The organism is Flavobacterium selenitireducens (assembly GCF_014748335.1).
In the GTDB taxonomy this organism is placed as follows: Bacteria; Bacteroidota; Bacteroidia; order Flavobacteriales; family Flavobacteriaceae; genus Flavobacterium; species Flavobacterium selenitireducens.
The window spans coordinates 247,434-266,023 of record NZ_JAAVIY010000003.1 but is presented as its reverse complement, the minus strand read 5'-3'; the positions used below and the strand labels follow the sequence as shown (position 1 = coordinate 266,023).

The following is an 18,590-nucleotide window of genomic DNA, read 5'->3' as shown; positions in this document are numbered from 1 at the left end:
ATTACTGGAATTCGGTTAGGAAAAGATTGAAATCGCCAGTGGCGGCTGCCTTTAATAAAAGCGACTGCCAAACGTTGGTATAAATGACGTCGCGATCGGTTTCGGCCCGGTTGAGGACATAAAGCGCCTGGGTGACGTCGGTCAACGTGGTCAATCCGTTTTTGTACAGCGTAGTGCGTTGCAGATAGGCCTGTTTTGCCGCATCGACCTGTTTGGGCGCTTCGTTGAAATTGTCCATCGCATACCGGATCTTGGCATCGGCTGCATCCGCTTGAGTCCTGAGCTGGACATCGATGACTTCATATTCGTTTTTTAGCCCTTCGGAAATGAACTTTTGTGAGGCAACCTGCTTGCTTGCGCGGAAGATATTCGTAAGATTCCAGGTCACGCCGACACCAACGAGGTAGTTCTGGCGATCCGGCGAAATCCCGTCGATATAATCATGGGAGAAAGCGGTCTGATCTTGTGCATAAGCCGAGTCGAAACCCGACGCTCTCGTTTGGAAAACGCCAAACAAACTGAACGACGGATAGTAATTCTTTCGCCACAATCTGACTTGGCGATCGCTGAAATCGATGCGGCTTTTATAGAATTTCCGGATAGGATTTACGGTGTCCGAAGGCGACTCAAGCGTCAGTATATTCTTAGGAATTTTCGCAACGAGCGAAGTGTCGAGCTGGAACTCCCGGACGTCGGATCCCATCAAAAAAGCGAGGCGGTTGTTTTGTTCCTTTACGAGATCGAATGTGCGGTTGAGTTCGATGCGGGCGCGCGACACTTCAGCCGCAGCCAAAGTTGAATCAACGCCGGGATTGAGACCGTTCTTTACGCGGGCGCCCGAAGTGGTCAGGAAAACCTGCGCCCGGTCGAGATTTTTTTGTTGGGAACGGACCAACCGTTGGCTCGCAAGCAAATTGAGATAAGCTGCCGCAACGCGAACCTGGTGTTGGAAAAGCTCCTGGTTGTAATCGGCTTGGTTTCGGGCGACATCGGCCTTGGCCAAATTGATGCGCTCGCGATAGCGTCCGAACGTAAAAAACTCCCAATTGATGTTGGCCAGATAAAGCGCCCCGAACGCAGCGTTCCAGTTTTGGTGGTCGAGCGGAAGTCCCGAAGAAGCGACACCATAACCACCGAATCCGTAAGCAGGGCCATTTTGTCCGTTGATCGTTCCATACGATTGCTGGGCGGAAAGCACCAGGTTCGGCAAATATTCGCGCCGGGTCTGCTTTAGCGTTTCCCCGGCCGCCTTGGTGTAATTTTGTTTGGCTTTGACCATTCCGTATTGGTTGGTCGCGGTTGCAATGGCCTCGGGCAGGGAAAGCGTTTGTGCCGCAACCTTAACCGACAGCAAAATCAGCACGATCAAAATTTTGTAGCGTTTAAACATAAAGTATGAATTTCTAGAGGTGGCACAAAATTATGTCGGTTTTGGAATATGGCGGTTTGAAACGACCGTTTAAATGATGAGTTGCATTCGTCATTTGAAAATTGGCTGTTTGGCAAAAAAGGTGACCTTTGCACAAGATCGTCAGACAATGAACACCCGTATCAATTCTATTCTGGATTCCAAATGGTGGCAGGAAATCGCAATTTTCGGTTTTATGCTCACGATACATTTGCTCAAGAACGATTGGATAGAATATGCATCCGGGGAATCGGTTTTGGCAGCTTTGTCCTACTTTGGGATGTTGTACGTCCATGCGCAAATCAACCGGTTTTTCCTGCTTCCGATATTGCTGAAACAGCACAAACCGCTCGCCTATATCGGCTTTAGCCTCGCGCTGATCGGCGTTTTCACGATCGTCATTTATGAAGTTGCCGAGAATTTTTTGCCGCGGCTCGACAATTACCCTTGTTATCAACGAGGTTTCATCTACCAAATGGCTTCCTTGTCCGGAACGCTAATTTTGTATCTCGGCCCTACTGTGATGCTTAAATTATATCGCGAGCAAAAACGCCAGCAGGACGCCGAACTTTTGTTCAACCAAATGCAGTTGAAGGCGTTGCGGTCTCAACTCAATCCTCACTTTCTGTTCAACACGTTCAACACGCTTTACGGCATCAGCCTGCAATATCCCGAGCGCACGAGTGACCTCATCATGAAAATGTCGCAACTGTTGCGTTACCAGATCGAGAGCGACCAGCGCCAATATGTGACGTTGGAAGAAGAGATCGAGTTCGTTTCAAGCTATATTGAGCTGGAACGCGAACGATTGGGATATCGCTGTAATATTCAATTCGATTACCGAACCGACAGTGAAAACGGTTATAAGATCTCTCCGATGCTGCTCATCAATTTTATAGAAAACGCGTTCAAACACGGTACGGGAACCATCGGAAGCTGTTTCGTTAACCTGTCTGTCACCGTCAAGGAAGGCCTGATGGATTTCAGGCTTGAGAACTCGATTCCGGAGAAAAAATCGACGGTCGTCTCGACAAAAATCGGGATAAAGAATACCACCGAACGTCTCAAACTACTCTATCACGACAAACACGATCTGACGATCGAAGAACCAGGCGACAAATTCGTCGTTTCCCTGAAACTCCGCTTAAAAAAAATTGCCTCATGTCTGCCCAGCGACTGTGTTTGATCGTCGATGACGAGCCTGCAGCGCATTACGTGCTGGCGAACTATATCGGGCAAAACCCGAAATTGAAGTTGGTGCACCAATGTTTCAACGGTTTTGAAGCCGCGGAATACTTGCGTGAAAATCCCGTCGATTTAATGTTTCTGGACATCGACATGCCAGAAATGACAGGATTGGAATTGCTCAAACAACTCGACAATCCGCCAAAGACGATATTGACCACGGCCTATTCGGAATTTGCGTTGGAGAGCTACGACTTCGGCGTGATCGACTATCTGCTCAAGCCGATTTACCATCCGAGATTTGAAAAAGCCATCGCGCGTTTGTTCGACATGTATCCGAAAAACGACCCCGTATCGGACAATCGAAGCCACATTTCGGTAAAAGTCGACAGCCATTTCGTCGATATTGCGTTCGATGATTTCCTTTATGCCCAGAGTTACGGCAATTACGTCAAGATTTTCACGCCCCAGAAAACATGGCTCGCGACAATCACGACGAACGAACTGGAACACAACTTACCTTCGGACAGGTTCCTTCGCGTACACAAATCCTATATCGTTTCGCTCGGCAATATCGAAAGCCGCGACCGGGAAACGGTGACCATCAGAGGCGAAAAAATTCCGGTCGGGATCACATATCGACGGGAGTTGAGCGAGCGCCTTAGATGATTCGGATCGTCGATTGAGGATTGTTGTAAACCAGTAGGCATTGAAAATTAATCTGTTCCCCGAGCTGGGAATTAACACTCGTGTGTGTGTCGAGAACGACAAAGTCCGATACGAAGTTGTGACAACTTTTTTGCGAAAATATTTTTGTCACCAATTCTGTGACATTTTTTTTCCGAAGCGCTTTTTGTCACAGTTTTGAAAATCGACGACGGCAATGTTGTCAAAAGTCAGCCACGCAAATATTTTCCGGGTTGCCGATTTCAATTTAACCGAAGCGGCGGGTTATTTTGGACAGTTTTCCAGACACAAAATGTTATACCCGCGTTTCTCGTCTTTCACGCGCTCAAATTTTTTATCATGTACGAAAATCATGATTTCGAGCGTTCCTTTTCCCACCTTCCCATCTAGAATATGTCCTCCGTAAGCCTGGAATGTCCGATCGGTAACGACACCGTGCGCATGGATCGACACTTTGTCTTTTTGCAATCCGATCGTACCTTGCATGGCGGCCAATTCGACATCGTCAAACTGTTTGGGCTCGTATTCTTTTGTATCGTAATTGAAAAATCCGAACTTCATGTTGACGAATCCCATACCCGTAAAATTCGCAGATGGGATTTTCTCGGCGATAGCGAATGCTTCGAGTTTGCTGAGGATATCGTCCCCTTGCTCGAGAACCATCAGATAGCCTTCCGGGACTTTCACATACTGTTTTTGGGCATAAGCCGATATGCAAAATACTGTAGCGATTGCACAAATAAGATATTTCATACGAGCTGATTTTTTATGATTTGGTACAGAAAATCTGTAATTCGAATCTTGGGAATTGACCTAATTTTACCAAACATAACATATCTTGGCAGATATGTTATGTTTAAGCAAATGCCGCCATTTCTATTTAAGATACACTGCAACTTCTATTTGAGATATACCGGCAATTCGATTTAAGCAAAATACCGCCATTTCGATTTAAACAAATACCGCCAATTTGATTTAAGGAAATACCGCCACTTCGCCCTCCTTAGCTGCTTCACGACTCCATGATAACAACTTTAACCGAGACCGAACAGGAATTTTTCGACAGTTCCACCTCCTGCTAAGCTAACCCGATCACAAACTAACTTCGTTACGCAAAAAGCCACACACTTTACAAAATCGTGCGAAAATGCTATAAAGGATTTAGGTTACGCAGTCGGTAATTTTATTCCCAACCAAAACCATTCTTATGAAGGCCAACATCACATCACTATTGCTCGCCGCGTTTCTTATAGCTTCGTGCTCAAAACCTGGGGAGCGCTCGGAGATTTCGTCGGCGGAAACGGACGAAATACGCAGCGAGATCCAGGAACTCGAAAACGCCTACGCCAAAGCGGTAAACGACAATAATACCGGCGAGATCATGAAATACTATGCCGAGGACGCCATCAGTTACAATTCAGACGGGCCGCCGTTAAAAGGCAAAGACGCCATCAGGACAGACATCCGACGTCTTTCGACAGACTTTCCTGAAACGGCGAAAATTTCGTTCACGGTTCAAGAAGTGCTGCCCTCTGCAGATAAATTCCAGGTCGTCGAAATTGGTCGCTACGAGATCAAGGACAACGCAGGTATCGCATTCGGAAGCGGAAACTACTTTTCCCTGTTCGAGAAACGCGGTGGAAAGTATGTCTGTATACGCGATATGCAAACGCCCGACACTCCGAAAACAAAGAAGAAACTGTAACTGTTGATATGTTTGTTAAAAACACACTTGAGCGCCTGAAATTCAGGCGTTTTTTGTTGTCGTAACTTTGCAGAAACAAAACTGCAGATGAAACTCAAAACTTTACCATTCCTGGCTTTGGCATTTGGTGTCGCCAATTGCGAGAAACCGGTAGAGCGCGTCACTCTCGATGCAAACGAGCTTACCGAAATAAAATTGGAAATCCAGGCCATTGAAGATCGATACGCGAAAGCGGTAAATTCAAAAAATATCGACTCGATCATGGAATATTACGCCGACGACGCCGTGAGTTTCGACAGCAATTCCAAACCGTTGCATGGCAAGGACGAGATTCGCGAAAGCATGCAGGATCTCAGCAAAGGTTTCCCCAAGCGTGCCGGAATCAAGTATACTGTCATGGAAGTGTTTCCCTCAGGAGACGGAACTCAGGTGGTCGAAATCGGGCATTATAGAATTTCGGACCCGAAAGGCATAAATTACGGAACCGGCAACTACTTTTCGGTTTTCGAGAAGCGAAACGGAAAGTACGTCTGCATTCGCGATATCCAGACGCCTGACGACGCCAAGTAATTACCGGATTCCGGTTCTGATTCACTAATCGACAGCGGCTTTTACCGTTGTCTACCCATTTGTTACCCAATAAGGGTTTCGGGACCCCTCCCGAAAGAAATTGTTTGAACAATCTCTATTTCAAATGTAAAAAGTTCAGTTACGGCGCGGGTATCCAATTGAGCAAACTGCCGTTCCGAATGAGCATTGAGCGAATTATCGCACACCGAGCCACATAATCGTGTTTCGTATCAGGACGTTTTGGTTGACATTGCCGAACGTGCGCGAAAGCCCGGCGTTGGTTCCTCCTTCATAATCCATATCGTTGTGCCCCATATTGCAATAGGCCATCCGATACTTTTTGTTGGTCCAAAAAACCGGGTAATAACCCTCGCTCCATATTTCGTGCGGTTTCGGGCCGGTTCCCAGCGGAAAGCTTTTGGGATCGATAGACAGCAAAATTTCAATATCGGGATTCAACCGAAGGTCTTTTTCCCATTTGTACCATTCGTTAGGCTGAGAATTGAAAACCGACGGTACGTTTTTTAATGTCGGATGATCTTTGCGTTCCACCTTCAAAACTGCCGACGTCGGACGCCAGGTGTTGCCGGCATATTGTCCGCAACCCAAAAAATCAGTGTTATACCACGGCCAATTGTTAGGGAATTCGGATCCGTCGAGCGCAAATGCCGAGAAATGGAATCCGAGGAAACCGCCTCCTGCTTTCATATATTCTTCGAACGCCACACGCTGCTCAGGCAATTCCGGACGCGTATCGAGAAACAGCACGACTTTATAATTTTTCAGATTTTCGGTACTGAGCTTTGTCCAGTCGGATGTAGCCTCATACGAAAACTGGTTTTCTTTAGCAATCTGGGAAAACCACTTGTTCGCCTCTTCCACAAAACTCACATGAGCGAGATCGTTTTTGGCGGTATAAAAAGCAATTGCCTTGAATTTAGGCTGCGCAAACGCGGATAAAGTCAACAATAATAGCAACAGCGATTTTTTCATATAGACGATTTTCCTTAAAGATAAAATAAAATGCCCACTGCCTAAACTAGTTTTGGGTAACTTTAAACCTTAAACCTTAAACTTTAAACCTTAAAACAATGAAACACTTAATAATGGGAATCGCGCTGATGTTCGCCTTCAGCCTTTCCGCTCAGGAAACCAAGACTGAAAAAGCCAAACAGGATGTGAACCAGGCCGCCGAAAAAACCGAAACCGGCATCAAGAAGGCCGCAAACGCTACCGAAAAAGGCGTGAAAAAAGGCGCAAAAGCTACGAAGCGTGGCGTCGAAAAAGGTTATGACGCCACAGAAAAAGCAGTCAAAAAAGGCGCGAAAGCAACGGAAAAAGGCGTAGAAAAAGGTTACGACGCGACCAAGAAAGGCGTAAAAAAAGGTGCGAAAGCCACCGCACGGGCTGTTGACAACACCGCAGATAAAATCAAAACAGATTAAAAGTAAAAAGCCGGATCGCTCCGGCTTTTTTATTGTTCCAAAACGTGGCCCTTGGGATTTTTGCAAGCCGCCCCCGGCCGCCGGCACACGTAGGGATGTAATCGGACAACGACGCCCGATCGCATCGATGTACGGGCAAAAATAAGGCTCGGTTTTGAAAAGTTGTGTTAAATACCTTACAACCTTACACAAGAATGTCAATAATGACGGGACTTCCCGCAATTTTAAACTGTAACGTATTGAATTTCAGAATACACACCCATTTATCCATTTCTTGCCTTTTTCAATTCTTTTCTGCTCGACTACGCATATCGGAATTTCAAGACCGTTCCGCGATTATCCAGAAAACAGTATTTTTAAAAAACCGAAACGCATTGTAACCATGCTCGATCACTTCCCGCTTTACCTTGCCTTGATCCTCGCCATCGCCTTGTTGGTCATGCTGGCTAAAAAATCAGGGTCGCTTATCCGGTGCTGCTCGTATTGGCGGGTTTGGGTTTGAGTTTCGTCCCGGGAATTCCGGCAGTTGTGATAGATCCCGAGCTCATCTTCGTGGTGTTCCTGCCACCTCTGCTGTACGAGGCTGCATGGTCGACTTCGTGGAAGGAATTATGGCGTTGGCGGCGCATCATCGGGAGTTTTGCATTTGTAGTCGTGTTTTTCAGCGCGTTGGTCGTGGCGTTGATCGCCAACCAATTCATCCCGGGATTTTCGCTTGCGCTCGGCTTTTTGCTGGGCGGGATCGTATCGCCTCCGGATGCGGTAAGCGTCGGAAGCATCATGAAATTCGTCAAACTGCCCAAGCGGTTCTCCTCCATTCTCGAAGGCGAGAGCTTGCTCAACGACGCCTCATCACTCATCATATTTCGGTTTGCGCTGATTGCCGTGGCGACGGGCCAATTCATATGGTCGGAAGCAATACTGACCTTCGGATGGATGGTCGCCGGCGGCATTCTCATCGGGTTGGCGGTCGCCTTCCTGTTCAAAAAACTGCATAAATATCTTCCTACGGACGCCAACATCGACGTCGTGCTCGGAATTTTGGGCCCTTACGTCATGTACATTGCGGCAGAAGAAGTCCATAGTTCGGGCGTGCTCGCGGTGGTCGGCGGTGGGCTGTTCCTCTCCCATCACCGCCATTCCTACCTCACGAGTACGTCGCGGTTGCGCGGTCTCAACGTTTGGGAAATCCTGAGTTTTGTGCTCAACGGTTTGGTTTTTACTCTTATCGGATTGGAACTTCCGGAAATTATAAGAGGATTGTCGGCACAAGGAATTGCGCTTGCAACCGCTATCGGGTACGGACTTTTGGTCACACTAGTGTTGGTTATCGGACGCATGATTTCTGCCTACATGGCTGTCATCGTGACGCTAGTTGCCCGAAACTTCATTGCGGTCGCGGACAGTCGGAATCCCGGTTTCAAAACACCGCTTCTGTTAGGATGGTGCGGCATGAGAGGCGTTGTCTCGCTTGCGGCGGCATTGTCGATCCCGGTTCAGCTGCAAGACGGCACGCCATTTCCGCATCGCGACTTGATTCTGTTCATTACGTTCGTCGTCATCTTGATTACGTTGGTGGGCCAGGGTTTGACGTTGCCGATGCTCATCAAAAAAATCGACATGCCGGATCCCGACCATTCCCTTACCGAAGAAGAGGAGGATTTGCGCATACGACGCCAGCTTGCCACGCACACGCTTTCGTACCTAGAGCGAAACTTTTCCGAAGAAACTTTGCGCAATCCTGCCATCCAGGAATTGTCCAACCGAATGAGGTCCAAGAATATCGACGGATCCGAATTTATGTCTGCAGAATGCATATCGGTATACAACAAAATTATTGATGAACAACGCAAATGGTTGATCTCCAAAAATGCCCAGGAAAAATTGCTCGACGAAGACATTGTGCGAAAACACTTGTTACGCCTTGATCTTGAAGAGGAAAAACTGCGGTATTTGTAACCTGAAATGTCTTTTGTGTCTGCGATAAGCCAAATTAACAATCCGATTGCACTGCATTCCTGAAAATTTAACCAACTTTAGGTCGAATTTATCCTTGTTGATGCGCACCCTTTTTTTCGTAGCGAACTATCTCGTGATCACGGCTGTGTTTGTTCAGTCGGCAGATAGTTTTGCCCAGACGGCATCGGCTCGAAAACTGGACAGCTTACAAAGCGTGTTGCTGTCGATCGATAGAAAAGAAGTGGCCAAAATCGTCAAACTCGGGCAATATATCGCCAATCATTCCGAATCGCACAAACAGCAATTTGAAGTTTATTCGCGTATTTCGGAAGCGTACTTCGGTCAGAACAACATCGACAAAGCTATTTTTTACCTGTTCAAGGCAAAGGCCGCGGCCGAAGACAGCAACCAGGCGGGACTCATGGCGCAGGCTTACGGCTCGATCGCCAACCAGTATTCCTATCTCAACCTTACCGAGAAGGCGCGCCATTACCTCAACCTTGCCAAATCGCAAATGGAAAGGCTGCCGGAGAGTTCCTACAAGCATCGGCTCAAGGCGTTGAGTTTTCTCGAGCTCGGCAATCTTGATTTCAACGAGCGAGCGTTCAAAAAAGCAAACGAAAATTACAGGAAGTCGCTTGCCGAATTAGACCAAATCGGCGACAAATCCCAGTTGAACCCGTATCATTACAGGCGTTCGCTATATAATATCGGGAATTCGTATTACTATCTCGAAATTGCCGATTCGGCCGAGACTTATCTCAATCGCGCATTATCGGTCAGGGATCCGAACAATCAAAGCCTCGATTATTACATCAAGGCAACTTTGGGCGAGGTATACGCCAAAAAGAAAGATTATCCGCGGGCCATCGACACGCTCCAGGCAATCGTGCGCGACCCGGCTTTTCACAACAACTCACTTAAAACCGAGATCTACCTCAACCTTTCCCTGAACTACAAAAATCTAGGCGACGACGCGAATTATTCGATCTATAACGAGAAATACCTGGGGCTCAAAAGCGCTGTGGATTCACAGGACCTAAAAGCGATCAACACGGTTTTCGACGTCGAACAACACGATCTGAGATCCAAGATCCAAGATTCCGACAAGCAATTCAAATGGCTGTTGCTGCTGTTGCTTGGGATTGTCGTTGCTAGCGCCGCTTCGTTTTTTTACCTGAATCGGAAAAAGCGCAGGGAAAAACAAATCTACCAGTCGTTGATTGCCAGGTTGCAAAATGAGGTAGCGTCGTTTTCACGGAAACCGGACGTTGACCAGGACGCGCCTATCTCCGATGAAGAGGAACCGCGCTACGCCATTTCGGCGGCTGTCGAACAGGCGATTTTGGAAGGCCTGGAAAAATTCGAGTCGGAACAGGAGTTCCGCAACCCGGACATCACGCTTCCGAACCTTGCGACCCAACTCAAGACAAATCCGGCTTACGTCTCGGCCGTGATCAAGGCGAATAAAAACAACAATTTCAACGGCTACATTAACGAGCTGCGCATCCGCTACATTTGCGCAAAGCTTTACGGGCATCCGGAATACCTGAATTACAAGATCAGCTATCTCGCAGAAGACTCCGGATTTGTTTCCCACAGCGCCTTTTCGACCATTTTCAAGAAAGTTACCGGCATTTCTCCGTCGTCTTTCATCCGACAGGCAGGCAAGGCCCATTCGCCCAAACAGGATTCTATACCAGCATCTTAGCCGGTTCCCGCCTGATTTTTACTTTTGAAATTCAATATTTCAAAAGAGGTTCGCCTCCATTAGGAGCTGGTTAACCCTACTTTTGCGTTTCAACAAAAAACAGCACAACATGAAAAGAAAATTATTTGGAATTTTAGCCCTCATGGGCGTATTGTCGTTCGGATACGGACAGGAAGCCTGCAACATGGGGACGACTTCCGACAACTATGGCATGGGTGAAAACGTTTCTACCGGCGGCATGTTCGAATATGCGGGCGCGGTCGATTTTTCGGTGCCGTTCGGGTCTGTGTTTACCGCCGATCAGATAACCGTGAATTTATTGAAAGGCCAGGCCGACCTCGAATACATAAACGTGTCGTTTTTGGAGGAAGATGCCGGAATGCCCGGAGCCGTCATAGCAGCATTTGAGGAACTTATCCCGACAGCCTCGGAACTGGTTTACAATGTCGAAGGCGAAAGCTTCAGCGTTTACAAATTGACGATCGACCTTCCTGAAAATGTCGTCTTCGGGAAAGGGAAATATTTCTTGCAGATATCGGCCAGCCCGGGTGACGAAAACGGAGCTTGGTGGGAAAGAACAGCAAACGAGCAAACGTATGGCGCATTTGATTTTTTCAAGTTTTTGGACGAGCCGTGGGGAGGCACGGGTTACTACAACAAAGTGTTCCAGGTAATCGGGACTTGCGCAGATTCGGGAGAAGTCCAGCCGGAAATGGGCGAAGCTTGCTCTCAGGGAAATAGCACGGAATTCCCGGCGGACGGCGTTCCATTTATCGCAAATTCAGAAATCATCTCTGTAGCCGATGACTTTATCGTACCGGAAAACACCACATTCCACCTCACGCATTTTACGATGAACGCATGGCTTTTGGGCGGCGGATTCCACAACGCGACAATCAACATCAGAAGCTCAGAAAACGGAGCGCCGGGCGCCATCCTGCATTCGTTCGAAAACAAGGGGCCCGAATACGAACAATTCAACGATTACTGGCCGGTTCCCGGGCAAGCGTTCGACGCCGCATCGATCATCATCGACTTCTCTTTCGAATTCGCTCCTGTCGAACTTGCCGCAGGTACTTATTTTATCGATGTAAGGCCTACGCCAAATGCTTCGGAATTATTGACTTGGGAAGCCACTCCGTCGCCCGGGATCGGAAGTTCATCTTACGTGTCCCAGGATCAGGGCAATTCCTGGATTCCCGTTGAAGGAATCAATCAAGTCTTTACTGTAACTGGGTTTTGTGAAGAATCGTTGGGCACTGATAATCCGGTTGCAAACCAAATTGGTATCTACCCGAATCCTGCCAAAGATATCCTCCACATCGATTCGGCCCAGCCTGTAGAAAGCATTGCACTTTTCGATGTCAACGGACGCAAGATCCGCGACTACCAAAATCCGTCAGAAACCATCAGTGTTTCCGGGCTTTCCAACGGTTTGTATTTCGCCAGGATCACGCTTTTCAATGGAACCGCATCAAGCCTAAAAATCGTGAAAGAGTAATTTTCATTTAAATATCATTTTTGCTTAAGAGATCGCTGCGGCGGTCTTTTTTGTTATATGGAGATTGCTTAAATCCTGGATCAGTTTCATGCTTAGCGTCTCTGATTTTCGAGCACACCGGATGAGAATCCGATACTGTCGTCTCTAACACAAAGCTCGAGGTTACCGCTATTGAGCTAAAGGTTTGGCGGGCAAGCAACGTGCGCAACCTTTGATCGATCCTAAACTTTCTATAATCACGAGCACGATTATTACCGACAACAAAATACCAATCGGCTGATAGATTATCGTTGTTGCGTTTTCTGGAATTTTTGAACGCAGCATTGATTTAAGCTGACCGCGGTCATCCGATATCGGGAACCCGCTTGGCGACCCTGAACGTAAGGTTTATACGTGGCAGTACTTTTCTCGCGGTTTTTGGAACTTCGTGTTGCCAAAAACTGTTCGTCGTGCCGGCCATTAGCAATAATGAGCCGTGATGCAGCGGGATTTCGGCTTGTCGGACATCTTTGATAAATTTGTGCCTCAGGCGGAACATGCGCGTCTCTCCAAACGTTACCGAAGCGATCGTAGGATCTTTGCCGATCGTGTGTTCGCGGTCGGAATGCCACGATACGCCGTCTTTTCCGCTTCTGTACAAATTAATCAGGACGCTGTTGAAACGGGTGCCCGTATACTGTTCCACCCGTTTGCGTATTTCGAGCAATTCAGGCGTCCAGTCAAGCCCTTGCTGTTCGGCCCCGATATTGGTTTTGTCCTCGTACCAGGCAATCATACGCGGGACTTTGACCGTTTTGTCGTACATCTCCATTTCAAATTCGCGCCACGGCGTTTCATTCAAAAGTATAGTGTAATAGCGATCGGATTCTTCTTTGCTGAAAAAAGCGTCGTGAAGCGTCACATCGGCATTGGGAAGGTCGAAATCGGTGCGTCCGCTGGTGCCGCACGAAAATAGGTCGGTATCGTCAAAAAGTGTCATCATTAGGTCATCTGAAATTGCGTCCTTTGTAAAAAATTTCTTCTGTGTTTTTTTCATCCGATCGCGACAATGTCGACAAAACCGCGTCCGGATTCTTGTTCGCTCCCATTCCACGCAAAAGAGACGAGAGATTGTAGCATTTGTGGGCAATGACGTAAATGACTTGTCCTTCTATCTGCAGTTTTCCTTCGATCATGAGCAGACGCGCCTGGATGATGTCGCGCCTGTGTTTTTCAAAAACCTTTTCCCAAACGACTACATTCGCAAAGCCGCCTTCATCCTCGATCGTCACGAACAATACGCCTTTGGCCGTTCCGGGTCGTTGCCTGACGGTGATGAGGCCTGCGACTTTTATCGCATCTCCATTTTTCATTTTTCCGAGATCTCCCGATGGCGTAATGCCAAGACTGCCCAATTGTTGGCGTACGAAACTTACGGGATGTGCTTTGAGCGATAATCCGGTGGTCGCGTAATCTTCGACGACATGGGCGGCGTCCGTCATCAGCGGCAATTCGAGTTGAGGCTCACCCGTACTCGCGGAAGGTTGTCCTTCGAACAATCCGACAGGACTGTCCGACAAAGCTGAAACTTCCCACAACGCCCTTCTCCTGTCAAGCCCGATCGACCGGAAAGCATCGGCATCGGCAAGTTTTTCGAGAGCCGCCATCGGAACGCCCGCATCGAGTAGCGAATGCACGTATTGGAATGGCTGTGTCCTGGCCTGCGTAAGCTTTTGCATATCTTCAACAGACAATCCCTTAACTTGCCTGAAACCCAATCGCAAGGCGAAATATTTACCTGATTTTTCTTCCAGCGTATTGTCCCATTGCGAAAGGTTGACATCTACGGGACGTACTTCCACATTGTGCTTTCGCGCATCGATCACGATTTGGGCCGGTTGGTAAAATCCCATGGGCATGCTGTTGAGCAAAGCCGCGGCAAATACATCGGGATAAAAACACTTTATATAGGACGACACATAGACGAGCAAGGCAAAACTTGCGGCATGGCTTTCAGGGAAACCGTACGATCCGAAGCCTTCGAGCTGGCGGAACACTCGTTTGGCGAACTCTTCCTTATAGCCTTTTTTGATCATGCCTTCAACAAGTTTCTTTTCCCAGTCGCTGACTTTTCCCTTGGCTTTGAAAGTCGCCATGCTTCGACGCAAACCATCGGCTTCGGCAGGAGTGAAATCGGCGGCTACGATTGCAATTTCCATCGCCTGTTCCTGGAAAAGCGGCACGCCAAAGGTGCGTCCCAGGATATTTTTCAATTCTTCCGAAGGATATTCCACCGCTTCTTTCCCGTCACGTCTCCTCAAATACGGATGTACCATGTCGCCCTGTATCGGCCCCGGCCTTACAATCGCGACCTCAATCACCAAATCGTAAAATTTACGTGGTTTAAGACGCGGCAACATCGACATTTGGGCGCGGCTTTCAATCTGGAAAACACCGAGCGTATCGGCATTGCAAATCATGTCGTACACTGCTGTTATATCCTGCGGAATGTTCGCCAGGGTATAATCGATGCCGTAGTGCTTTTTGCACAAATCGAACGCCTTTCGGATACATGTAAGCATGCCAAGGGCGAGTACGTCTACTTTGAGGAATCCAAGGGCTTCAATGTCGTCCTTGTTCCATTCGATGTTCGTACGGTCTTCCATGCGCGCGTTCATCACCGGACATAAGTCCGAAAGCTTGCCCTGCGTGATAATAAAACCGCCTGTATGTTGCCCCAGTTGCCTCGGAAATCCTACATATTGTCGGGTCAATTCGAGGACTTTCATCAGATGTGGGTCGGAAGCGTCGAATCCTTCAGACGAAACGCGATCCCCGTCGAGCCATTCGTCGGTAAATTCCCAGATCGAACCTGCAAGCCTGTTGACTGCATCGGCGGAAAGCCCCATTGCCTTGGCGACGTCCCGAATCGCGCCTTTTTGATGTACTTGTGTGACGGTAGCGACGATGGCAGCCCGGTCGCGCCCGTACTTTTCATATATGTATTGGATGACTTCCTCCCGCCTTTCATGCTCGAAATCCACGTCAATATCAGGTGGTTCCTTTCGCGCATCGGACATGAACCGCGCAAACAGCAATTTCGTCTTTGAAGGATCTACCGATGTTATTCCCAGACAAAAACACACTACGGAATTCGCAGCCGAACCGCGGCCCTGGCAAAGGATGTTGCGATCCCTTGCAAACCTTACAAAATCGTGGACCGTCAAAAAATACGAAGCATAATCGTTCTTTGCTATGAAATGGAGCTCATACTCGATTTGTTTGCAGATACCATCTGGAATCGCATCTTTAAATTGGCGGTTCGCACCTTCCCATGTAAGCCGTTCCAACTCTTGCTGAGGCGTGTTTCCTTCAGGTGTAATTTCCTCGGGATAAACATATTTCAATTCACTCAGGCAAAATTGGCAGGCCGCGACAATTTCCTGTGTCGCCTCGATTGCGTCGGGATAATCGCGGAACAGCCGCTGCATTTCATCAATCGTTTTTAAGTGGCGTTCGGCATTTTGGTGCAGGCGGAAACCCGCGTTATAAATGGTGCATTTCTCGCGCACGCATGTCAGTACTTCCTGTAATTGGCGACGCTCTGGCGCGTGGTAGTATACATCGTTGGTAGCGACGAGGCGAATGTTCATTTCGCGCGACAGTTGGGCAAGGCGAAACAGCCGCTTGCTGTCATTGGACTGATAAGAACGCGTCGCGGCCAGATAAAGCGATTTTCCAAACCGTTTCCTGTATTCCGTCAACGCCAACTTGAAATCCCGGTCAAAATCAAAATCCTCATTCAATTTTAATGGCGCAATGGCGATGAACTTCAAACCATCGGCATATTGGTAGACATCGGATATGTACAAATCACACCGCCCTTTTTCCGTCCTGCGATTTCCGACAGACAACAAAGCCGACAGGTTCGCATAGGCGTTGATGTCGGTCGGATAAGCCAACAACGGCGGCCCGTCGAGCAATTCAAGGTGACATCCTACAAGGACGCGGATCGTTTGGGCTGCTTCGTTTTCACTGGCGATCTTTTTTGCATGGGCATAAGCGCGTACAATCCCGGCCAATGTATTCCTATCGGCGATTGCAATATGCCCGTAGCCCAAATCCCTGGCGTGCTCGACAAGTTCTTCCGGATGGGAACCGCCGCGCAAAAAGCTGAAATTCGATGTGGCCTGTAACTCCGCGTAACTCATAATCAAGCAAAAAAACCGTGTAAAAACCATTTGGGATTCTCATCATAAGGCCCAAGCCGGAACAACCAAAAACGCGATCCGTGAGCATCTTCGACACTGTAATAATCGCGAAACTTTCCTTCTTCGATCCACCATTCCTGTTCGATGCGTTCGGGTCCGTCGGCGTTCACCACCTCGTGTTTTTCACCTTTGTGCAGGAAAAAAATCGGCGGGTAATCGGGCAATACGAACGCTACCTCAATGATTTCGGGCTTCATCAGCAAATGCACCGGACGCGCAATATCAGTTCGCCACGAAGTGACCGGCTTATCGCCAAGAGAAATCGCTTCTTGTACCGAGCGCTCGGGCCAATAATGTTCGGCGGGCAAATAGCGCCTGATGCAATCCGGACGCATTTTAGCAGCCAGCCGGTCCAACAGCTCGGCTACCTTCACATCATTTTCGGCTGAGGCATTCCACATGGCACCTTGCTCATTCGATACCTGATCGACTTTGGATGCTTCAAGCACGAACAACTCAAATCCCAATTCGGGCTCAAATGTGCCGATCTTATGTTCGAACAATCTGAACAAATGGCTGACGTTGCAAGACGCCAACTTAGTACCGATCTCAATTTTCTGTACGTCCCCGTCAATGCGATAAGCTTTAAAAATCCCAGACCGCAATCCGACGCCTTCGCTTTCGAAGCGCTTACACAACTGTTGCAACAATTCCTGCAATGCGATGGCGATACCGTCCGCGCTGCAAACCGGCTCAAGACTTGGAAGCCTTTGCTGATAGGGCTCGACGGGCCTTACCGGCTGAATCATTTCAACTTCGGAACCTAATGCCTGACGGATGCGATGCGGTAAAGCCGGGCCGAAACGCCTTCTCAAAGCGGAATCGGGCATATCGAAAAAACTTGAGATGGTAAGCAATCCAAGCTTTTTAAGACGCCCCAATACATTCTCTTCAAGTCGCAGCGCCGATGGTGGCAGCCCTGACAACGCCTGTCGTTCCCTCCCGGATTTTACGACAGGCTCACATCCGAAACGCGCCATCGCCCAAGCCGTTCCTATGGTGTCGGCTATTGCGGTGCGGACGTCATACCCGTAAGCATTCAATCGCGCACTTATGTTTTCGAGATAGCGCTGCTCTCCGCCCCATAAATGTGTGCAACCCGAGGTGTCGAGAATCAAACCGTCTGGCAAATCCAGCGCAACGAATGGCGTATACCCTATACACCACTCTGCTAGTGCCGTGAGCAATTTCTTTGTGCGTTGCGGATCGGTTTTTAAAACGATCAGATCCGGAAAGATCGCTTTGCAATCTGCTACGACCATTCCAGGAAAAATGCCTTTTTTGTTAGCGGGCGGACTCACAGCTTTTACGATCATCCGACCGCGCTCCGAAACAGCCATGACGAATGCCTGCCCTCGGTATTCCGATTGTTTGCGCGACACGTAATCTGTAAGCAGATACGGGAAATATAGCGATGCGTACCGTGCCATTTATCCGACTTGAAGTTCTTCGAGAGTATCCGGCAGACGACGATCGTCCACGGTCATAAATCTGTTACCGATCCAACCGATGCGCCATGAGCCGGGCTTTCCGTTGCGCACTTTAAGCAATTCGACATCCCAGACCGCATGGCCTATCCCGGGTAATCCGCCGGGTGTAAAACTCATTCCTGGCGTCACCCTCCATCGTGTCGTACAAGCCGAGCTGCCTTTGGCCTTTGGCTTGTGGCAATGAATAAAGCCCGTGACGCCGCTTTTCTCGACGGCAAGTTGCAAACGTCTTGATTCGGTAAATCCCAAATCTCTTATTTCCCCAACAACGCTGGTAAGGGCGTCGCATTTGAGCGCTTCTTCAATTGCCCAGAGCAGGTCGTTCTGTTTGTGCAGGTCGACGAAAATCACATTGCTTGGCGTAATCCCGAAATGCTTGAGCCCGGGCGGAAATACCTTTCTGTTTCGGCCGATCCACAAACAAATGCCATCCTTATTAAGGAACGTAGAGGCGAGCCCGGCAATGAATCCGTTCGTGCAGGCGGCGTGCGAACTCTCATCACTCAGGAATTCATGCACGGTCCCGACGGGAAAAATGCGGTCAGGAAACGCCGACTCGAACGGAGCGAATCCCGTACGAGAAATGACGTCCGCGGGCCGGCCAAGACCTTGAAGCGCATCGACCTTCGCCTGGAGCCGCTTCACAATTTCCCGTTTTTCTGTCGTTGTCTGCATTTTT

At 48.5% G+C, this 18,590-nt stretch carries 15 protein-coding genes; 8 read left to right on the top strand and 7 right to left on the bottom strand.

The annotated features are described in order from the left end of the window. Position 1: 1 nt before the first annotated feature. Entirely contained in the window at positions 2-1,390 is a 1,389-nt protein-coding gene (locus HC229_RS07095) for a TolC family protein (protein WP_191019767.1), read from the bottom strand. Positions 1,391-1,538: 148 nt separating this feature from the next. On the opposite strand from HC229_RS07095, the gene HC229_RS07090 reads away from it, so the two are divergent. Both HC229_RS07090 and HC229_RS07085 read left to right on the top strand, forming a co-directional pair. Then, positions 1,539-2,594 carry a sensor histidine kinase gene (locus tag HC229_RS07090; protein ID WP_191019766.1) on the top strand — a complete coding sequence of 352 codons (1,056 nt, stop codon included), beginning with the start codon at positions 1,539-1,541 and terminating at the stop codon, positions 2,592-2,594. Further along, positions 2,570-3,262, top strand: coding sequence for a LytR/AlgR family response regulator transcription factor (locus tag HC229_RS07085; protein WP_191019765.1), 693 nt, complete (start codon positions 2,570-2,572; stop codon positions 3,260-3,262). Before HC229_RS07090 ends, HC229_RS07085 begins: the two co-directional genes overlap by 25 nt. A 282-nt stretch (positions 3,263-3,544) precedes the next feature. On the opposite strand, the gene HC229_RS07080 is transcribed toward HC229_RS07085, so the two are convergent. Further along, entirely contained in the window at positions 3,545-4,033 is a 489-nt protein-coding gene (locus HC229_RS07080; RefSeq protein ID WP_191019764.1) for a PPC domain-containing DNA-binding protein, read from the bottom strand. 454 nt (positions 4,034-4,487) lie between these two features. Here HC229_RS07080 and HC229_RS07075 point away from each other — a divergent pair, with 454 nt between their 5' ends. Together HC229_RS07075 and HC229_RS07070 are read left to right on the top strand one after the other, a co-directional pair. After that, positions 4,488-4,985, top strand: a complete 498-nt coding sequence (locus HC229_RS07075; RefSeq protein WP_191019763.1) for a YybH family protein — start codon at positions 4,488-4,490, stop codon at positions 4,983-4,985. 87 nt (positions 4,986-5,072) lie between these two features. Then, positions 5,073-5,555, top strand: coding sequence for a YybH family protein (locus HC229_RS07070; protein ID WP_191019762.1), 483 nt, complete (start codon positions 5,073-5,075; stop codon positions 5,553-5,555). Positions 5,556-5,750: 195 nt separating this feature from the next. Here HC229_RS07070 and HC229_RS07065 read toward each other — a convergent pair whose 3' ends face one another. Further along, positions 5,751-6,548: a ThuA domain-containing protein gene (locus tag HC229_RS07065; RefSeq protein WP_191019761.1), complete on the bottom strand. Its 798-nt coding sequence runs from the start codon at positions 6,546-6,548 to the stop codon at positions 5,751-5,753. A 98-nt stretch (positions 6,549-6,646) separates the two neighbouring features. Here HC229_RS07065 and HC229_RS07060 point away from each other — a divergent pair, with 98 nt between their 5' ends. From HC229_RS07060 to HC229_RS07045, 4 genes are all read left to right on the top strand, one after another. Then, entirely contained in the window at positions 6,647-7,000 is a 354-nt protein-coding gene (locus tag HC229_RS07060) for a hypothetical protein (RefSeq protein WP_191019760.1), read from the top strand. Between the two features lie 471 nt (positions 7,001-7,471). Beyond that, on the top strand, positions 7,472-8,959 hold the full coding sequence (locus tag HC229_RS07055) for a Na+/H+ antiporter (protein ID WP_332871636.1): 1,488 nt from the start codon (positions 7,472-7,474) through the stop codon (positions 8,957-8,959). Positions 8,960-9,059: 100 nt separating this feature from the next. Next, positions 9,060-10,670, top strand: coding sequence for a helix-turn-helix domain-containing protein (locus HC229_RS07050; RefSeq protein WP_191019759.1), 1,611 nt, complete (start codon positions 9,060-9,062; stop codon positions 10,668-10,670). A gap of 109 nt (positions 10,671-10,779) precedes the next feature. After that, positions 10,780-12,171, top strand: a complete 1,392-nt coding sequence (locus tag HC229_RS07045) for a T9SS type A sorting domain-containing protein (RefSeq protein ID WP_191019758.1) — start codon at positions 10,780-10,782, stop codon at positions 12,169-12,171. Between the two features lie 343 nt (positions 12,172-12,514). On the opposite strand, the gene HC229_RS07040 is transcribed toward HC229_RS07045, so the two are convergent. From HC229_RS07040 to HC229_RS07025, 4 genes are read right to left on the bottom strand one after another with little or no spacing between them, the layout of a single operon-like run. After that, a complete protein-coding gene (locus tag HC229_RS07040; protein WP_332871635.1) occupies positions 12,515-13,153 on the bottom strand; it encodes an alpha-ketoglutarate-dependent dioxygenase AlkB family protein in 639 nt (212 codons plus the stop codon). Between the two features lie 4 nt (positions 13,154-13,157). Next, positions 13,158-16,361, bottom strand: coding sequence for an error-prone DNA polymerase (locus HC229_RS07035; RefSeq protein WP_191019757.1), 3,204 nt, complete (start codon positions 16,359-16,361; stop codon positions 13,158-13,160). A gap of 2 nt (positions 16,362-16,363) precedes the next feature. Further along, on the bottom strand, positions 16,364-17,851 hold the full coding sequence (locus HC229_RS07030; RefSeq protein ID WP_191019756.1) for a Y-family DNA polymerase: 1,488 nt from the start codon (positions 17,849-17,851) through the stop codon (positions 16,364-16,366). Continuing rightward, positions 17,852-18,586 (bottom strand): ImuA family protein, encoded by a 735-nt coding sequence (locus tag HC229_RS07025; RefSeq protein ID WP_191019755.1) that lies wholly within the window; start codon positions 18,584-18,586, stop codon positions 17,852-17,854. Positions 18,587-18,590: the final 4 nt, after the last annotated feature.